The organism is Pseudomonas sp. Z2-11 (assembly GCF_054161305.1).
Genome location: NZ_CP096395.1, coordinates 3,825,967 through 3,843,061 on the forward strand (window position 1 = coordinate 3,825,967; position 17,095 = coordinate 3,843,061).

Here is a 17,095-nt window from a genome sequence, read left to right on the forward strand (position 1 = left end):
TGTGGGAGCGAGCCTGCTCGCGAAGGCGTCAGGTCAGTCGACCTCAATGTTGACTGAACTATCGTCTTCGCGAGCAGGCTCGCTCCCACAGGAATCAGTACCGAGAATAAAATGAATATTTATTCCAGTATTTGCAATTAGAGAATATTTATTCCATAAAGAGCCTTCTGAAAATAACAATTCAAAGGGCTCTTTCTCATGCGCGAACTCGGCATCGGTCTGATTGGCACCGGCTTCATGGGCCGTGCCCATGCTTTGGCATTCCATAACGCCAAGGCGGTGTTCGACCTTCCCCTGAACTTGAAACTGGCGGCCCTGGCCGACGCCGATCCGCTACGTGCGCGCCAATGTGCACAGAGTTGGGGCTTCGAGACGGCTCACAGCGACTGGCAACAACTGATCGACAACCCGAACGTCCAGTTGATCGCCATTACCACGCCCAACCATCTGCACTTTCCGATGGCCATGGCCGCGTTGGCGGCGGGCAAACCGGTCTATTGCGAAAAACCGCTGGCGGTCTCCCTGGAACAGGCCGAGCAGATGCACCAGGCGGCCAAGGCTGCTGGCGTGGTGACACGCGTCGGCTACAACTATCAGCACAACCCGATCATCCGGTTGGCGCGGGAAATGATCCAGCGCGGCGAGCTGGGGCAGATCGTCAGCTTCCAGGGGGAATTCAGCGAGGACTTCATGGCCGACCCGACCTCGCCATGGTCCTGGCGCTGCGAAGCCGAGCATGCCGGCGGCGCCCTGGCTGACTTGGGCAGTCATTTGCTGGCCATGGCTCGTTACCTGCTGGGCGCTGTCGATTCGGTGTGTGCCGACAGCCAGACCGTCCACAACCGGCGTCCGGCCAGCGCCGGCGCGATCGAACAACGGGTCATTGCGGTTGACGATCAGGTCCAGGCGCTGCTGCGCTTCACCAGCGGCGCCCGGGGCTCGGTGAGCAGCAGTTGGCTCAAGCACGGCTACAAGAACCACTTGAGCTTCGAGATCAGCGGCACCCTCGGGACGCTGGCCTTCGATCAGGAACGACTGAATGAACTGCACCTGTGCCGCGCCGGCCAGGCAGGTTTCCAACGACTATTGGCCGGCCCCGACCTGCCGGGCTACGCCGCCTTCAGCCCGGCGGCCGGGCACCAGCTGGGGTACAACGAATTGAAGACATTGGAAGTCCAGGAGCTGGTCATGGCCCTCGCGGGCGATGGCGGCAACGGGACGGATTTCGAAGAAGCCTGGGAAGTGGAACGACTGGCGGCGGCAATACGCGTGGCGGCGCGGGAGGAGCGTTGGGTACAAGTGCAGTCGCAATGAAACTCGCTTCTGTGGCGAGGGAGCTTGCTCCCGCTGGGTTGCGCAGCAACCCCAGAGAATTGGGAGGTAGTTGACCTGACACACCGAGGTGAATGGTTTTAGGGCTACTTCGTAGCCCAGCGGGAGCAAGCTCCCTCGCCACGGTGCTCAGTTTTGAGCTTTTAGTTCAACCAACCGCCCCGCCAGCGTCTTGGCCTGGCTCGCCACATCTGTCACCGCCGTGCTTTCCCACCACATCCCCCGCAATGGCGGGCCCATGGCGAACAGGCGCTCGGCGGGGTTGCCTTGGGCGTCCAACACCGCGCCATCTGCACGCGCGGCGATACCCAGTGCCAAGGGACCGGGCTGGACCAAGCCTCGTGCCAGCAACTGCTGCGGCAACGGTCGCGCAACCCGGCGCCAGTCGTATTCGATACCACTGGAGTTGATCAACGCGGCGCCCTGCACCACTTCCAGTCCAGCCTCGCCCCGTCGGCGAATGTTGATTGCCACTGATCCTTCGCCAGCCGATACCAGCCCCTTGTACGACGCCGCCTGAATCCGCAACCGCCCTTCCCCATGCAGACGCGCCACCAGTTCCGCGCTCAACGGTGGCGAACGATGGTGGTGGCTTTCCCACCACGGCCGCACATGCCGGACGAACTGTCGACGTTGCACGTCGCTGGCCTGGTTCCACAAACGCCCGATGTGCGCGCGAACGGTATCCAGTGGCGCCTGCCAATCAATCCCCTGGGCTTGCGCCTGACGGCATTGCTCGCGCAGCGCCCGCATCAGCTGCAATGGCGATCGCAGATCATGATCTTCAGCAAGGAAATCCACCCAGGCCGGTGGCTGGCGACGCACGTGAGGCAACAGGCCATGGCGGGAAAACACTTCGATCGGCCCACGGTGCCCGGCCTGCTCCAAAGACACCACGGCATCGACCATGGTCAGTCCCGAGCCAATGATCAGTACCGTGGACTGCGGATCAAGATGGCGCATCGCGGCCACATCCCAAGGATCGAGGGCTGCGGCGTTCAAGCCGCTGGATTCGGTCTGCGGGGTGCGCGCCGCCGGGAACATGCCGGTGGCCAGCACCGCAAAACGGCCATGCAAGACCTGGCCGTCGCCCAGCGTCGCCATCACGCCACCGTCGGCAAGCCGCAGGTCCACGGCTTCCCCGCGCACATGCTCGGCGGTCGAACCGTTCTGTGCGCCCGATTCGCGAGCTTCGGCCAGACGTTGCTGTACGTAGAGGCCAAACATTCCTCGGGGCGGAAACAGCTCGCTGATCGGCACGTGTTGCTGATCCGACTCGGGCCAGCCGCCGGCTTCGATGAACGTGGTGAGCCATTGGGTCAAATCGTCGGCGTTGTCCGGGTCGACACTCATGCGCGCCGCGTTACCGTTCAAGGTGTGGCCCAGCTCCACCGCGCTGTAGGCCTCGCCCCGGCCCAACTCGCTGCGCGGCTCGACAATCAACACCTCGCGTTGGCCTGGCAGGCGCAGCAGTTGCGCCGCCAACATGGCACCGCTCAGGCCACCGCCGATGATCAGGACATCGGCGGAACGGGGAATCGAGGTTGGCACGTCAGTCATCGAACGCTTCCGTCATGAAAACAGCGGTTATCGTTCGCAGCTAAAGGCCCTGACGGGGCGCCGAAGCAACGGAACGACGAGATGCTACCTTACTGCCATCGCCTGATGCTCCGGAAGCGTTCTTTGGTAGCACTCGCGGTGCAATGGAAGTTCAGATCACCACATTGCGCACGAACCGCGCCGCCACCAAATCGTTGTTGCGATAGGCATGGGGCTGGTTGCTGGCAAACATGAAAAATTCACCGGCCTCGATTCGACGCTCCTCGCTGCCCAGCAGTAGCGTCAAACAACCTTCGAATACATAAAGCTGCTCGCTCCAGCCGTCCGCGTCAGGCTCCGAGACATAATGCTCGCCGGGCTCCAGGCGCCATTCCCAAAGTTCCACTTCGCGGTTGGCGGTGGCCTTGGCCAACAATACGGCTTTGCTGCCTGGAATCACGCCGGCCCAGGCCAGCTCATTGATACGGCTCGGGTCGCGGGCATCCGGAGCCTGGATCAAATCGCTGAAGGCCACATCCAACGCTTCGGCGACACGGTCCAGGGTGGTCAGGCTGACATTTTTTTCGCCAGCTTCGATGGCGACCAGCATCCGTCGACTGACCCCGGACAGCTCGGCCAGCGCCGTCTGGCTGAGCTGCGCCGCATGCCTCAGACGGCGGACGTTCTGGCTGACATGTTGCAGGACGGAGGCCCGCTGGCTGTTTTCTTTGTGCACTATATTGCTCATCTGCCGGGGTTGCGCATTATACTGCCCAACTTCGGGCGCATTGTGCGTCCGCCTCAAGTAGCGCGCAAGGTCATGGCATCGTTGAACTCCCCGCAAGCGTCCACCCGTATCCCAAAATTCAGCAAGGCCGAGTGCGTGCTGGTGCTGATCACCATGATCTGGGGCGGAACGTTCCTTTTGGTGCAGCACGCCATGACCGTCAGCGGACCGATGTTCTTCGTAGGCTTGCGCTTCGCCGCGGCGGCCGCGTTTGTCGCATTGTTCTCCTGGCGGCACCTGCGGGACCTGACGCTGTTTGAGCTCAAGGCCGGCTGCTTCATCGGCGTGGCAATCATGCTCGGCTATGGCCTGCAAACCGTCGGCCTCCAAACCATTCCCAGCAGCCAGTCGGCCTTCATCACCGCCCTCTACGTACCCTTCGTGCCGTTGTTGCAATGGCTGGTGCTGGGCCGCCGGCCAGGGTTGATGCCGAGCATCGGGATCATGCTCGCGTTCACCGGGCTGATGCTGGTGTCCGGCCCGGCCGGCGCGTCACTGAATTTCAGTCCGGGGGAAATCGCCACCCTGATCAGCGCCATCGCGATCGCCGCCGAGATCATCCTGATCAGCGCCTATGCCGGCCAGGTGGATGTGCGCCGGGTGACCGTGGTGCAACTGGCAAGCACGGCGGTGCTGGCATTTTTGCTGGTGGTGCCGACCCGGGAAGTGATGCCCGGCTTTTCCTGGCTGCTGCTGATCAGCGCAGTAGGCTTGGGCGCGGCCAGCGCGGCGATCCAGGTGGCAATGAACTGGGCCCAGAAAAGCGTCTCGCCGACCCGCGCCACGCTGATCTATGCCGGCGAGCCGGTGTGGGCGGGTATTGCCGGGCGCCTGGCCGGCGAACGGTTGCCGGCGATCGCCCTGGTGGGCGCCGGGTTGATTGTGGCGGCGGTGATCGTCAGTGAGCTGAAGACTCGAAACAAAGGTGTTGTCGAGGTGGACAAGCTGTTTGAGCGGGAGCAGTGAGCCTTCGTAGCTTTTACCGGTCACAAGCGTGTGATGCCGGTCAACAACAAATATCGGCGAGCAAAAACTCTGTGGCGAGGGGATTTATCCCCGCTGGTCTGCGCAGCAGACCCAAAGCAGGAGACTCCATTGACCTGACGCACCACGTCGGCAGATTTCGGGGCCGCTACGCGACCCAGCGGGGATAAATCCCCTCGCCACAGGTTATAGGTAGAGCTAAAAAGTCAGGAAAATCCACCTACCTTGTAGGATTCTGCGACACCCTGGCGGTTGGTGATCCGGAATACGCCACGTATGATCCCGGACATCCCTTGCCGAATAGAAGCCTATGTCACTGATAGTTCTATTGCTTTTGCCCTTTATCGGCAGCTGTGTCGCGGCGCTGTTACCTCATAACGCCCGTAACGCCGAATCGCTGCTGGCCGGCTTCGTAGCCCTGGCCGGCACTGTTCAGGTGGCCTTGTGGTACCCGCAGATCGCCGATGGCGGCGTAATCCGTGAACAATATGATTGGCTGCCGAGCCTGGGCCTGAATTTCGTGCTGCGCCTGGATGGCTTTGCCTGGCTGTTTTCGTTATTGGTGCTGGGCATCGGCACGCTGGTGTCGTTGTACGCCCGCTATTACATGTCGCCGGACGATCCGGTGCCACGTTTCTTCGCATTTTTCCTGGCGTTCATGGGCGCGATGCTCGGGCTGGTGATCTCCGGCAACCTGATCCAGATGGTGTTCTTCTGGGAACTGACCAGTCTGTTCTCGTTCTTGCTGATCGGCTATTGGCATCACCGCGCCGACGCCCGACGCGGCGCCTACATGGCGTTGATGGTGACCGGTGCCGGCGGGCTGTGCCTGTTGGCCGGGGTGATGCTGCTCGGCCATGTGGTGGGCAGCTATGACCTGGACAGGGTCCTGGCCGCCGGCAGCCTGATTCGTGACCACGCCCTCTACCCCGTCCTGCTGCCGCTGATCCTGATCGGCGCCTTGAGCAAAAGTGCTCAGTTCCCCTTCCACTTCTGGCTTCCCCACGCCATGGCCGCACCCACACCGGTGTCGGCGTACCTGCACTCGGCAACCATGGTCAAGGCCGGTGTCTTCCTGTTGGCGCGGCTGTGGCCGTCATTGTCGGGCAGCGAGCAATGGTTCTATATCGTCGGCGGCGCGGGGGCCTGCACCCTGGTGCTGGGCGCCTACTGCGCGATGTTCCAGAACGACCTCAAGGGCCTGCTCGCCTACTCGACCATCAGCCACCTCGGGCTGATCACCCTGCTGCTGGGTCTCAACAGTCCGCTGGCGGCGGTGGCGGCGGTGTTTCATATCCTCAACCACGCCACGTTCAAGGCCTCGCTGTTCATGGCCGCCGGAATCATCGACCACGAAAGTGGCACGCGGGATATCCGCAGGCTCAGCGGCCTGGTGCGACTGATTCCGTTCACCGCCACCCTGGCGATGGTCGCCAGCGCGGCGATGGCCGGGGTGCCGTTGCTCAATGGTTTTCTGTCCAAGGAGATGTTCTTCGCCGAGACGGTATTTATCTCAGCCACCGCCTGGGTCGAACTGGCGTTGCCGATCATCGCCACCATCGCCGGCACCTTCAGCGTCGCCTACTCCCTGCGCTTTACCGTGGACGTGTTCTTCGGCCCCACCGCCACCGACCTGCCTCACACGCCCCATGAACCGCCACGCTGGATGCGCGCGCCGGTCGAGCTGCTGGTATTCACCTGCCTGCTGGTGGGGATTTTCCCGGCCCAGGTGGTCGGCTCGTTGCTGGCCGCCGCCGCACTCCCCGTGGTGGGCGGCCCGCTGCCCGAATACAGCCTGGCAATCTGGCACGGGCTGAACGCGCCCATGCTCATGAGCCTGGTGGCGATGGCCGCGGGCATCGTCCTGTACCTGCTGCTGCGCAAGCAATTCAAGCAAGGCCAAATCAAGCATCCGCCGCTGATCGGCCGCCTCAGCGGCAAGCGCCTGTTTGAACGCTGCCTGGTGCTGATGATGCGCCACGGTCGTCGGCTGGAGCGCAAGATCAGCACTCGGCGCCTGCAGGCGCAATTGTTCCTGCTGGTACTGGCGGCGCTCCTGGCCGGGTTGATCCCGATGTTGCACAGCACGCTGGTCTGGGGCGACCGGCCGAAGATTCCCGGCTCCGTGGTGTTCGTCACCCTGTGGGTACTGGCAATCGCCTGCGCCCTGGGCGCGGCCTGGCAAGCCAAGTATCACCGTCTCGCGGCGCTGACGATGGTCAGTGTCTGCGGCCTGATGACCTGCGTGACCTTCGTCTGGTTCTCGGCACCGGACCTGGCCTTGACGCAACTGGTGGTGGAGGTGGTCACCACGGTGCTGATCCTGCTGGGGCTGCGCTGGTTGCCCCGACGGATCGAGGACGTATCGCCCCGGCCCAACAGCGAACGGCGCGCGCGCATCCGACGCCTGCGGGACCTGCTGTTGTCCGGCGCGGTGGGCGGCGGCATGGCGCTGCTGTCCTATGCCATGCTGACGCGCCAGACCCCCAACGACATTTCCTCGTTCTACCTCAGCCGCGCGCTGCCTGAAGGCGGCGGCAGCAATGTGGTGAACGTCATGCTGGTGGACTTCCGCGGCTTCGACACCCTGGGGGAAATCACCGTGCTGGCGGCGGTGGCGCTGGCGGTGTTCGCCCTGCTGCGGCGCTTCCGTCCACCGAAGGAAAGCATGCAACTGCCGGCGCAACAACGCCTGCTGGCGCCGGACGTGGTTACCGACCTGGTCAACCCGCGCCACGCCAGCGATACCGCGCTGGGCTTCATGATGGTGCCGTCGGTGCTGGTTCGCCTGTTGCTGCCGATTGCCCTGGTGGTGTCGTTCTATCTGTTCATGCGCGGCCACAATCAACCCGGCGGCGGTTTCGTGGCCGGGCTGGTGATGTCGGTGGCGTTCATCCTGCAATACATGGTCGCCGGCACCCAGTGGGTCGAAGCGCAGATGAGCCTGCGACCGCTGCGCTGGATGGGCACCGGGCTGCTGTTCGCCAGCGCCACGGGGTTGGGCGCGCTGGCGGTGGGTTATCCGTTCCTGACCACGCATACCTGGCATTTCGAATTGCCGCTGCTGGGGGATATTCACCTGGCCAGCGCGCTGTTCTTCGACATCGGCGTCTATGCCGTGGTGGTCGGTTCGACCCTGCTGATTCTCACTGCCCTGGCCCACCAGTCAGTGCGCGCCCACAAGCCGGGCCTGCACGCCAAACCCGTCGCCCCTCTCAAAGGAGCCAACGCCTGATGGAAGAAGTCATCGCAATCGCAATCGGCGTATTGGCCGCCTCCGGTGTCTGGCTGGTGCTACGGCCGCGGACCTTTCAAGTGGTCATGGGCCTGTGCCTGCTGTCGTATGGCGTCAACCTGTTCATCTTCAGCATGGGCAGCCTGTTCATCGGCAAGGAGCCGATCATCAAGGACGGCGTACCCCAGGACCTGCTGCACTACACCGATCCGTTGCCCCAGGCCCTGGTGCTGACCGCCATTGTGATCAGCTTCGCCATGACTGCGTTGTTCCTGGTAGTCCTGCTCGCGTCCCGGGGCCTGACCGGCACCGACCATGTGGACGGTCGGGAGCCGAAGGAATGACGTTGACGCCACACTTGATCGCCGCGCCCATCCTGCTTCCGTTGCTGACCGCCGCGGTGATGCTGATGCTCGGCGAGAAGCACCGCCCGCTCAAGGCGCGGATCAATCTGTTCTCCAGCCTGCTGGGCCTGGGCATCGCCGTGCTGTTGTTGCGCTGGACCCAGGAGCAGGCGCTGCCCGCGTCCATTGGCGTCTATCTGCCCGGTAACTGGCAGGCGCCGTTCGGCATCGTGCTGGTGGTCGATCGCCTGTCGGCGCTGATGCTGGTGCTGACCGGGATCATCGGCGTCTGCGCGCTGCTGTTCGCCATGGCCCGTTGGGACCGGGCCGGGGCGAGTTTCCATGCGTTGTTCCAGATTCAGCTGATGGGGCTTTATGGGGCCTTCCTCACGGCGGACCTGTTCAACCTGTTCGTATTTTTCGAGGTGCTGCTGGCGGCGTCCTACGGCTTGATGTTGCATGGGTCGGGCCGGGCGCGGGTGTCGTCGGGGCTGCACTACATTTCTATCAACCTGCTGGCCTCGTCGCTGTTCCTGATTGGCGCGGCCCTGATCTACGGCGTCACCGGGACCCTGAACATGGCCGACCTGGCCCTGAAGGTGCCCCTGGTGCCGGAAGCCGACCGCGGCCTGCTGCACGCCGGCGCGGCGATCCTGGCGGTGGCGTTCCTGGCCAAGGCCGGCATGTGGCCGCTGAATTTCTGGCTGGTGCCGGCCTACAGTGCAGCCAGTGCGCCGGTGGCGGCACTGTTTGCGATCATGACCAAGGTCGGCGTCTACACCATCCTGCGGCTGTGGACCTTGCTGTTTTCCGGCCAGGCCGGCGCCTCGGCCTATTTTGGCGCTGACTGGCTGGTCTACGGCGGCCTGGCGACTATCGCCTGCGCGGCCATCGCCATCCTCGCCGCCCAACGCCTGGAGCGCATGGCCAGCCTGAGTATCCTGGTCTCGGCCGGCATCCTGCTGTCTGCCATCGGTTTTGCCCAGCCAAACCTGGTGGGGGCTGCGCTGTTCTATCTGGTGAGCTCGACCCTGGCGCTGTGCGCGCTGTTCTTGCTGGCCGAGTTGATCGAGCGTTCACGCTCGGCCAATGATCTGCCGCTGGAAGACGATCTCGACAGCCTGCCGCGCCCACTGGAATCGCTGCAGCCGCCCAAAGGCATCAACCTCGACGACGAACAGAAAGCCGTAGTCGGCCAAGTGATCCCCTGGACCATGGCCTTCCTCGGCCTGAGCTTCATCGCCTGTGCGCTGCTGATTATCGGCATGCCACCGCTTTCGGGCTTCATCGCAAAACTCGGGCTGCTCAACGCGTTGCTCAACCCCCAAGGACTCGGAGCAAGTACCGACACGCCCGTCTCTGCCGCCGCCTGGGGCCTGTTGGCGCTCTTGATCCTGTCCGGGCTCGCCGCGCTGACCGCCTTCTCACGCCTGGGCATCCAGCGCTTCTGGACGCCACAGGAGCGGCCGTCGCCACTGTTGCGGCCGTTCGAATGCGTGCCGATCATCGTGCTGCTCGGCCTCGGAATCGCCCTGACCTTCAAGGCCGAGCCGGTGCTGCGCTACACCCAGTCCGCCGCCGATGCGCTGAACACACCTGAACATTATGTGATGGCGGTGCTTGCCACCCGCGCCGTCCCCAACCCACAAGCCGACACCGAAGTGCAGGCGGTGCAACCATGAAGCGCCTGTTTCCCGCACCCTGGTTGTCGCTGGCGTTGTGGCTGCTCTGGCTGCTGTTGAACCTGTCCGTCAGCGCCGGCCATCTGCTGCTGGGCGCGGCGCTGGGCTTCCTGGCGCCATTGATGATGCGTCCACTGCGGCCGCGGCCCATTCGCATCCGCCGGCCCTGGGTCATGCTGCGGCTGTTCCTGCTGGTGGGGCGCGATGTGCTGGTATCCAACCTGGCCGTCGCCTGGGGCGTACTGAATGCCGGACGCCGCCCGCCTCGCTCGCTTTTCGTCAAGGTGCCGCTGGACCTGCACGATGCCAATGGCCTGGCGGTGCTGTCTATGATCACCACGGTGATTCCCGGGACGGTCTGGTCGGAGCTGGCGCTGGACCGCAGCATCCTGTTGATGCACGTATTCGATCTGGAGGACGAAGGCGCATTCATAGCGCACTTCAAGGCCACCTACGAGCGCCCGTTGATGGAGATTTTCGAATGAGCCCGTTGCTGTCCAATGCCATCCTGCTGAGCCTGTTCCTGTTCTCCCTGACCATGGTCCTGACGCTGGTGCGCCTGTTCAAAGGCCCCTCGGCACAGGACCGGGTCCTGGCCCTCGACTACCTGTACATCGTCGCGATGCTGATGATGCTGGTGCTGGGCATCCGTTATGCCAGCGACACCTACTTCGAGGCCGCGCTGCTGATCGCCCTGTTCGGTTTTGTCGGCTCGTTTGCCCTGGCCAAGTTCCTCTTGCGTGGCGAGGTGATCGAATGAACGTCGAGCTGTCGATGTGGGTGGAAATCTCAGTGGCGATCTTGCTGGTGGCCAGCAGCCTGTTCGCCCTGCTCGGGGCAATCGGGCTCGTACGGTTGAAGGATTATTTCCAGCGCATGCACCCCCTGCCCTGGCGTCGACGCTGGGCGCCTGGTGCGTTGCCCTTGCCTCGATCATCTACTTTTCCGCGATCAAGTCCGGGCCGGTGTTGCATGCGTGGTTGATACCGATCCTGCTGTCCATCACGGTGCCGGTGACCACCCTGCTGCTGGCCCGGGCGGCATTGTTCCGCAAGCGTATGGCCGGCGATGACGTGCCGGCGGAGGTAAGTAGCCGCAAGAACGACTGACAAACCGGCCTTTTTGTGGCGAGGGAGCTTGCTCCCGCTGGGGTGCGCAGCAGCCCCTGGATCTATCACCTCGGTGAGTCAGGCTGATTGGTGTTCAGTCTTTTTTGGGGCTGCTGCGCACCCCAGCGGGAGCAAGCTCCCTCGCCACGGGGTTGTGGTTGTATTCAAGCCCACGCCACCGTCAGCAACCCCGCCCCCAGCACGACACACAACGGCGAATAGACCCAGGTGTCGAGCCGGGCAAACGTCGAGCCCTTGACCTCCTTGAAGAAGCCCACCAGGTTCGACTCGCCAATGGCCCGGGCGAACATCAGCAAAGCAATCGCACTGATCAGCCATTGCAAGGCGCGATGAGTGACGGGCGGCGAAATCAGCCCGACCCGCAGGCACACCAGCAGCGCAATCATCAACAGCGCCAGGGCCACCAGCAGCGTCAGCCATCCCGACGGGTTGAACGCCGGTCGCAGCGTGTCGCCCTGCTTCACCGGAACCTGCGGTACCACCGCCAGGGCTGCCCAGCGCCCACCCAGGGCCCAATACAAATGAAACAAGCTGATGGTCGCAAACACTGCGACCAGCGACCGAGCCAATAAAAGCGTCATTCGCCAGCCTCCTGAAAAAGGTTGAACAATCATCCTAGCTTGAATCTGACATTTCGCTGGACGGGCACAGGTTGCCAGGTTCCAGCGAATGACGATTTGCCCGGGATCAACTGTTCAACAGGCTGGCATCACCAAGTTTTACAGCCCCGCCGCGACTTTGTCGGCGACGTCCTTGGGCAACCAGGCCTGCCAGACCTGTGGGTGGGCCTTGAGGAACGCCTCGGCGGCTTCGCGGGGCGGCGTGCGTTTCTCGCTCATGTCGGCCAGGGCCTTGTTCAGCGGCTCGATGGGCAGGTCGACCTTGCCGAAGAACTCGGCGATGTCCGGATGCTGCTTCTGGAACGGCACGGACACACCGATCGACAGCTTCGAGGCCAGGGAGCGAGTCGGTTTCGGATTCGGATTGTCGGCGTCGGTCAGAGTCTTCCAGGCCTCGGCATCGAATGGCGGTTCTTGCAGTTGCACCAGTTTGAAACGCCCCAGCAACGGCGTGGGCGACCAGTAGTAAAACAGGATCGGCTTGCCACGGCGGATCGAAGAAGTAATTTCCGCATCAAGCGCGGCCCCGGAACCGCTGCGGAAATTCACGTAGCTGTCGGAAAGACCATAAGCCTTGAGTTTCTGCTTGTTGACGACTTCGGACGTCCAGCCGATGGGGCTGTTGAGGAAGCGCCCCTTGTCGGGGCTTTCAGGATCCTTGAACACATGTTTGTAGCGCGCCAGGTCCTCGACGCTGCGCAGGTCCGGCGCGAGCGGCTTGATCCCCTTGGCCGGGTCGCCCTTGATGACGTATTCCGGCACCCACCAACCTTCGGTCGCGCCCTTGACCGTATCGCCCAGGGCAACCACCTTGCCCTCGGCCTCGGCCTTGACCCACACCGGGCTGCGCCCCGCCCACTCTTCACCGATCACCTGGATATCGTTGTTGGCCAGGGCGGTTTCCAGTGTAATGGTGGTGCCCGGTAACGTGTCGGTCGATAACCCGTAGCCTTTTTCGACGATGATCCGCAGGATGTCGGTGATCAGGCTGCCACTTTCCCAGTTCAGGTCGGCAAAGTGGATCGGCGCCGAAGCAGCAGCGGATGCCGGAAGTGGCGAAACCAACACAGCGAGGGTAGTGGCGCAGGCCGCCAGCCACTGTCGAACTCGTTTCATGCTTGATACCTCATGCCGGACACAGCAATAACCGAACGGCGTTGCGAAGCGAACGCAAGCCTGTGAATAGTTCAGTCATTTGACTGTAGCCAAGGTTCCAGCAACAGCCTTTTAAAAAACTGTCAAAGGTATGAGGAGGCCGAAAAAGATTCAGAGCCATGCGCCATTTCCCAATGGGCGCGGACTGACTATTCGCTGGCCTTGAACGTCACGAGTTCGCCCTTGCGCCATTTAGCGGCCTTGGCGGTGACCGCTTTCAGCGTCTTGGTCAAACCTTCCTGCAACTGTTCGTGGGCCGCGAAGACGGTCAACACGCTGTGGCCTTCCTTGAACAGAATTGCATGGCCATCGGCAGTCGTGACGAAGGCATAGTCACCGAGGCCATAGACCGTCAACTTGATTTCACGAAAACGGATTTCAAACTTGCCACCCTCGCGACTTGGCAATACCGCCGCGCGAAAATGATCACCGACCTTGAGTTCAAGCCGAGGTTTGTCATCAACCACCAGCGCCGATTCCGTATCGAGTTCGGCAACATAGATGCCTTCGGCGGTTTGTTCGGTGATATAGACAAAACGTGACTGGAATTGCTTGACCAGCTTTGCCCGAAGGTCACCCAGTACAAATAACGCGTGCATGTCGAGATTACTTACTGCCAAGGAAACATCCCCATCTTTGAATGACCCGCCCTGAAAGACGGACCACGAGAACCCGCAAGGTCGCAATGACCTGTAGTTGAATTCGAATTGAACGACGCGCCCAGACCCGAGCGAGAGAAGACTAATGGATTGCCACTCTCGCTGCCTTTCCCCGCGATCGTCAGAGGCTGAAGGAAAACGCCACTCTGCGCATCGGAAAAGGTGGGACTACTAACTTTAGGGAAATTTCTCAGTTAAAAAAGCATTTTTCTGACATCGAGGGCAAAAAAAATTGCTTTAGATAGGCACAGCCGTCCACACGGCGCCGTCGATTCTAGAGCAGCCGATGGCGCGCAGACTACTCGAAACAACCGGCAATTCGTCGGTAAACCATGAAAAGGAATTCCCATGGGTACTTCCCCAACGTTGCTCCGCCCCCTTGATTCGCGTATTGCCCAAGCATATGAGCGCCCTGGTGCCGAGAACCACCTCGCAACGGCCCAGATCCTGCCGCGATACCGAGTCGTCCTGGCCGGGACGTGTTTTTTCCATATCGAAGAAACGGCGACTGGACGTGTAAGAGGTTTCCGCGCCGATCATAACGAAGCCTGCTACCTGGCCAGGCGCCTCGAACAGAGCGCTTGCGTTTTATCCGCACCCCGTCCATGACTTAACTCAGCCGCCGACCGGCAACTGCTGCCATACTGGCCGCCCAGCGCAGGCCGCCATCGATTGGCGGCCTGCGCACAATAAAATGACTTTGAAGGGAAGGCGCGACGTGACGGAATTGGATATCGGCGAATTTTTCATCCGGGGCGAAGCCAGAGAGGTCGAAGGCGAGTTCCAGGCCGTCATTGTGATGCGCGCCAAATCACCTTCCAACGCTGTCACTTACCACCAGGTGGAGAAGGATCGCTGGTTCAAGACTACGGAGATTGCTGCCGAAGCCGCCAGGGATGCGGCAAAGGCATTGAAGCTCGCCGTGGATGAAGGTGCGTTGAAAGCTTGAAATCGATCGAACTCCTGACGACTGCCTGGCCTCAGATAAGGGAAGCAACCGAGGCGCCATGACGGCGGCAGTCCAGAGGAGTCCTGCAACATGGAACAACCATCACACGAGCTCAAAACCCTGTTTGATCAATTGGGCCTGCCTTCGGAAGGCAGTGCCATCGACGACTTCATCATGGCACACCCGCTGGATCCGAACACCAAATTGGTCGATGCGCCTTTCTGGTCGGACCAGCAAAGAGACCTGCTGCGCGAATGGCTACTCGCCGACGGTGAGGAAGCAGTGCTGGTGGATCAACTGAATGTGCGCTTGCACGACGGCAAGTAACCTCAAGACCACCGCTAACTGCTCTCGTGGCGAGGGAGCTTGCTCCCGCTGGCCTGCGCAGCAGGCCCATGATTTGCGACTGCTGCGCAGCCGAGCGGGAGCAAGCTCCCTCGCCACAAGAGCTCTTCCCACCGTAGCGTTGAGGCTCAGCGCGGCTTCTCGGGTTTGTAACCCAACCGCAACCCACCCCAATGACGCCCCTTGAGCATGATCGGCACCGACAGGTCATGCATCAGTTCCCCGGTGTCACGCGTATAGGTTTGCAGCAACACCGGCTGCTGGTGGCTGCCGCAGCGAATCCCGGTTCGATCGGAAAACTTGCGCTTGGTGCGGTTGCTCAGCGTGTCCACCTGGGGATCGCCGGTCAGCGGCTGGCAGAAGGCGTTGTTGTGGGTCGGCACATAGCCTTGCTGGGTACAGGCAATCGCAAACACCAGGCCTTCATGCCGGGCGAGTAGCGGTTCCTGGATGGCCGGCAGTACCTGATCGGTGTAGCGGTCAAAACGGGTCTGGAACTTGGCCGGGTGGGTATTGGGGATGGGCTGGTAGTTGCGGTCGAACAGGTCTTCGAGGCTGATACGGCCCTGATCGATATCCGCTTCGAACTGCGCGGCAATCCGGCTAGCGCCTTCGCGGGCCAGGTCATAGACCCGCTGGTGGTAATCATCGAGGCCCACCTCGGCCAAACGCTCGCTGATGGTTTCGGCCTGGCCTTCCATCTGTACGGCCGCCTCGGCCAGGCGCTGGGTCTGTTGATCGCTGATCGCCAGATCGCTGCGCATCTGCTCGATGGCATGGAACAGACTGTCGAGCTGCTCGCGGTTGGTATCGGTGCCTTGGGCGATGGCGCTGACCTGGGTTTCGACACCCGCGGCGAGCCGGGCAATGTTCTCCAGGTGTTGGCCGGTGTGCTCGACTTGCTGCACGCCGCTGTCCAGGTCGCCAGCCAGTTGCCGGATCTGTTCAACCACCTGCGCAGTGCGCTGCTGGATGTCCGCCACCATCACCCCGACCTCGCCGGTTGCCGCGGCGGTGCGCCCGGCCAGGCCGCGAACCTCGTCGGCCACCACCGCGAACCCGCGGCCATGCTCACCGGCCCGGGCCGCTTCGATGGCGGCATTGAGCGCCAACAGGTTGGTCTGGCTGGCGATCGATTGAATCACCAGGCTCACGCGCTGGATTTCGTCGCTGCGCACGCTCAGTGCTTCGATCAACTCACGGCTGTCATTGGCGCGCTGGCTGAGCTGATGCATGCGGCTGATGGATTCCACCAGTTCGCTGCGCCCGGCGACACTGCTGCGATGGGCCTCGCTGGCCGCGCCCAGCGCCTGCTGGCTGAGCTGCGAGGTGGCCTGCTCGGTCGCGATCATCGCCTCGGCATTGCTGACGATCTGCGCCGCGGCGCCCAGCTGCGACTGGACCTTGCCGGCCAATTGCTTGACCGAATAGGCCACCCCCGCCGCCGACAGAGCGTTATGGCTGGTGGTGTAGGAGAGATCGCGGGTCAGCTCGGCCAGGCTGTCGCTCGCCGCTGGCGCGGGAGTACTGGCCAGGCGTGAGCGCAGACGTGGCAACCAGACGATGAGCAGCGCCAGCGGCAGGCCCAGATACAACGACCAACCGCCCAATGTCATGCCGCAAAGCAGCAAAACCAGCGCGACGCTTTGCAAAGTCGGCGCAACCCAGCGCGCCGTGCCACCCGCCGCGGGCACCGAGGCCGACGCTGCCGCCGCCAGAGATCCGTCTGTCGCCATGTTTGTCACCCACATTTCTCATTGTTATGCACGCATTAAACGCCACTACAAGGCCATTATCCATGGTCCATTAGTCGTGTTTTTTGCATCAGCTCAATGAGCATAGGCGAACAGGCGAAAGCAAAAAGATCGCAGCCTCCGAAAGAAGGCTGCGATCTTTTTCTGGAACGGAATCAGGCCTGACGCTGGTGCTTGTCGATCTGTTCGTGACGTTCCTGGGCTTCGATGCAGTACTTGGTGGTCGGGCTGATCAGCAGGCGCTTGAGGCCGATCGGCTCGCCGCTGTCGTCGCACCAGCCGAAGCTTTGGTCGTTGATGCGGTCCAGGGCCTGCTCCAGTTGCGGCAGCATGCGTTGGTCGCGATCGATGGCGTTGACCAGCCAGGTGCGCTCTTCTTCCACGGAAGCGGCGTCCGCCGGGTCGGCCGGGGTGTCCAGGCTCTCAATGGCGATTCGGTTCTGTTCGATGCGCTCGTGGGTTTCGACCTTCATGTTCTGCAACAGCTTGGTGAAGTAAGCCAGTTGCTCGGCATTCATGTAGTCATCCGCCGGCATGGCCAGCAACTTTTCCTTTGTCATTGATATCTCTATAAAAAAAC

16 protein-coding genes and 1 pseudogene are annotated in these 17,095 nt (G+C 62.2%); 10 read left to right on the forward strand and 7 right to left on the reverse strand.

What is annotated here, in order from left to right:
• The first annotated feature begins 198 nt into the window (after nucleotides 1-198).
• Entirely contained in the window at nucleotides 199-1,314 is a 1,116-nt protein-coding gene (locus M1E16_RS16865) for a Gfo/Idh/MocA family protein (RefSeq protein WP_458127925.1), read from the forward strand.
• Nucleotides 1,315-1,461: 147 nt separating this feature from the next.
• Here M1E16_RS16865 and M1E16_RS16870 read toward each other — a convergent pair whose 3' ends face one another.
• The gene (locus tag M1E16_RS16870) at nucleotides 1,462-2,892 is read right to left on the reverse strand and encodes an FAD/NAD(P)-binding protein (protein ID WP_458127926.1); all 1,431 of its coding nucleotides are present in this window, start codon (nucleotides 2,890-2,892) and stop codon (nucleotides 1,462-1,464) included.
• Between the two features lie 151 nt (nucleotides 2,893-3,043).
• Nucleotides 3,044-3,607, reverse strand: a complete 564-nt coding sequence (locus M1E16_RS16875) for a helix-turn-helix domain-containing protein (protein WP_181290436.1) — start codon at nucleotides 3,605-3,607, stop codon at nucleotides 3,044-3,046.
• On the opposite strand from M1E16_RS16875, the gene M1E16_RS16880 reads away from it, so the two are divergent.
• From M1E16_RS16880 to M1E16_RS16910, 7 genes and pseudogenes are all read left to right on the forward strand, one after another.
• A complete protein-coding gene (locus M1E16_RS16880; protein WP_458127927.1) occupies nucleotides 3,602-4,624 on the forward strand; it encodes a DMT family transporter in 1,023 nt (340 codons plus the stop codon). The two genes, M1E16_RS16875 and M1E16_RS16880, sit on opposite strands and share 6 nt — an antisense overlap.
• A gap of 328 nt (nucleotides 4,625-4,952) precedes the next feature.
• A complete protein-coding gene (locus tag M1E16_RS16885; protein ID WP_458127928.1) occupies nucleotides 4,953-7,877 on the forward strand; it encodes a monovalent cation/H+ antiporter subunit A in 2,925 nt (974 codons plus the stop codon).
• A complete protein-coding gene (locus M1E16_RS16890) occupies nucleotides 7,877-8,221 on the forward strand; it encodes a Na+/H+ antiporter subunit C (protein ID WP_003202835.1) in 345 nt (114 codons plus the stop codon). The genes M1E16_RS16885 and M1E16_RS16890 overlap by 1 nt, the downstream gene beginning before the upstream one ends.
• Nucleotides 8,218-9,903 (forward strand): monovalent cation/H+ antiporter subunit D, encoded by a 1,686-nt coding sequence (locus M1E16_RS16895; protein WP_458127929.1) that lies wholly within the window; start codon nucleotides 8,218-8,220, stop codon nucleotides 9,901-9,903. Before M1E16_RS16890 ends, M1E16_RS16895 begins: the two co-directional genes overlap by 4 nt.
• Entirely contained in the window at nucleotides 9,900-10,388 is a 489-nt protein-coding gene (locus tag M1E16_RS16900; RefSeq protein ID WP_434697456.1) for a Na+/H+ antiporter subunit E, read from the forward strand. The genes M1E16_RS16895 and M1E16_RS16900 overlap by 4 nt, the downstream gene beginning before the upstream one ends.
• Nucleotides 10,385-10,663 (forward strand): K+/H+ antiporter subunit F, encoded by a 279-nt coding sequence (locus tag M1E16_RS16905; protein ID WP_186615355.1) that lies wholly within the window; start codon nucleotides 10,385-10,387, stop codon nucleotides 10,661-10,663. The genes M1E16_RS16900 and M1E16_RS16905 overlap by 4 nt, the downstream gene beginning before the upstream one ends.
• Nucleotides 10,660-11,012: pseudogene (locus M1E16_RS16910) on the forward strand (Na+/H+ antiporter subunit G). Before M1E16_RS16905 ends, M1E16_RS16910 begins: the two are co-directional and overlap by 4 nt.
• A gap of 164 nt (nucleotides 11,013-11,176) precedes the next feature.
• On the opposite strand, the gene M1E16_RS16915 reads toward M1E16_RS16910, so the two are convergent.
• The 3 genes from M1E16_RS16915 to M1E16_RS16925 form a co-directional block, all read right to left on the reverse strand.
• The gene (locus M1E16_RS16915) at nucleotides 11,177-11,614 is read right to left on the reverse strand and encodes a DUF3995 domain-containing protein (RefSeq protein ID WP_305500389.1); all 438 of its coding nucleotides are present in this window, start codon (nucleotides 11,612-11,614) and stop codon (nucleotides 11,177-11,179) included.
• A gap of 138 nt (nucleotides 11,615-11,752) precedes the next feature.
• Complete coding sequence (locus M1E16_RS16920; protein WP_434630227.1) at nucleotides 11,753-12,769, reverse strand: ABC transporter substrate-binding protein; 1,017 nt, start codon at nucleotides 12,767-12,769, stop codon at nucleotides 11,753-11,755.
• Nucleotides 12,770-12,957: 188 nt separating this feature from the next.
• Nucleotides 12,958-13,407: a hypothetical protein gene (locus M1E16_RS16925; protein ID WP_305500385.1), complete on the reverse strand. Its 450-nt coding sequence runs from the start codon at nucleotides 13,405-13,407 to the stop codon at nucleotides 12,958-12,960.
• 778 nt (nucleotides 13,408-14,185) lie between these two features.
• Between M1E16_RS16925 and M1E16_RS16930 the strand changes: the two genes are divergently transcribed.
• Both M1E16_RS16930 and M1E16_RS16935 read left to right on the forward strand, forming a co-directional pair.
• Nucleotides 14,186-14,416 (forward strand): hypothetical protein, encoded by a 231-nt coding sequence (locus tag M1E16_RS16930; RefSeq protein ID WP_434630225.1) that lies wholly within the window; start codon nucleotides 14,186-14,188, stop codon nucleotides 14,414-14,416.
• Between the two features lie 90 nt (nucleotides 14,417-14,506).
• Complete coding sequence (locus M1E16_RS16935; protein WP_434573505.1) at nucleotides 14,507-14,743, forward strand: DUF2789 family protein; 237 nt, start codon at nucleotides 14,507-14,509, stop codon at nucleotides 14,741-14,743.
• 146 nt (nucleotides 14,744-14,889) lie between these two features.
• Here the strand turns inward: M1E16_RS16935 and M1E16_RS16940 are convergent, their stop codons facing one another.
• Both M1E16_RS16940 and M1E16_RS16945 read right to left on the reverse strand, forming a co-directional pair.
• Complete coding sequence (locus M1E16_RS16940; RefSeq protein ID WP_458127930.1) at nucleotides 14,890-16,497, reverse strand: methyl-accepting chemotaxis protein; 1,608 nt, start codon at nucleotides 16,495-16,497, stop codon at nucleotides 14,890-14,892.
• A 173-nt stretch (nucleotides 16,498-16,670) separates the two neighbouring features.
• Complete coding sequence (locus M1E16_RS16945) at nucleotides 16,671-17,075, reverse strand: TraR/DksA family transcriptional regulator (RefSeq protein ID WP_434557518.1); 405 nt, start codon at nucleotides 17,073-17,075, stop codon at nucleotides 16,671-16,673.
• Nucleotides 17,076-17,095: the final 20 nt, after the last annotated feature.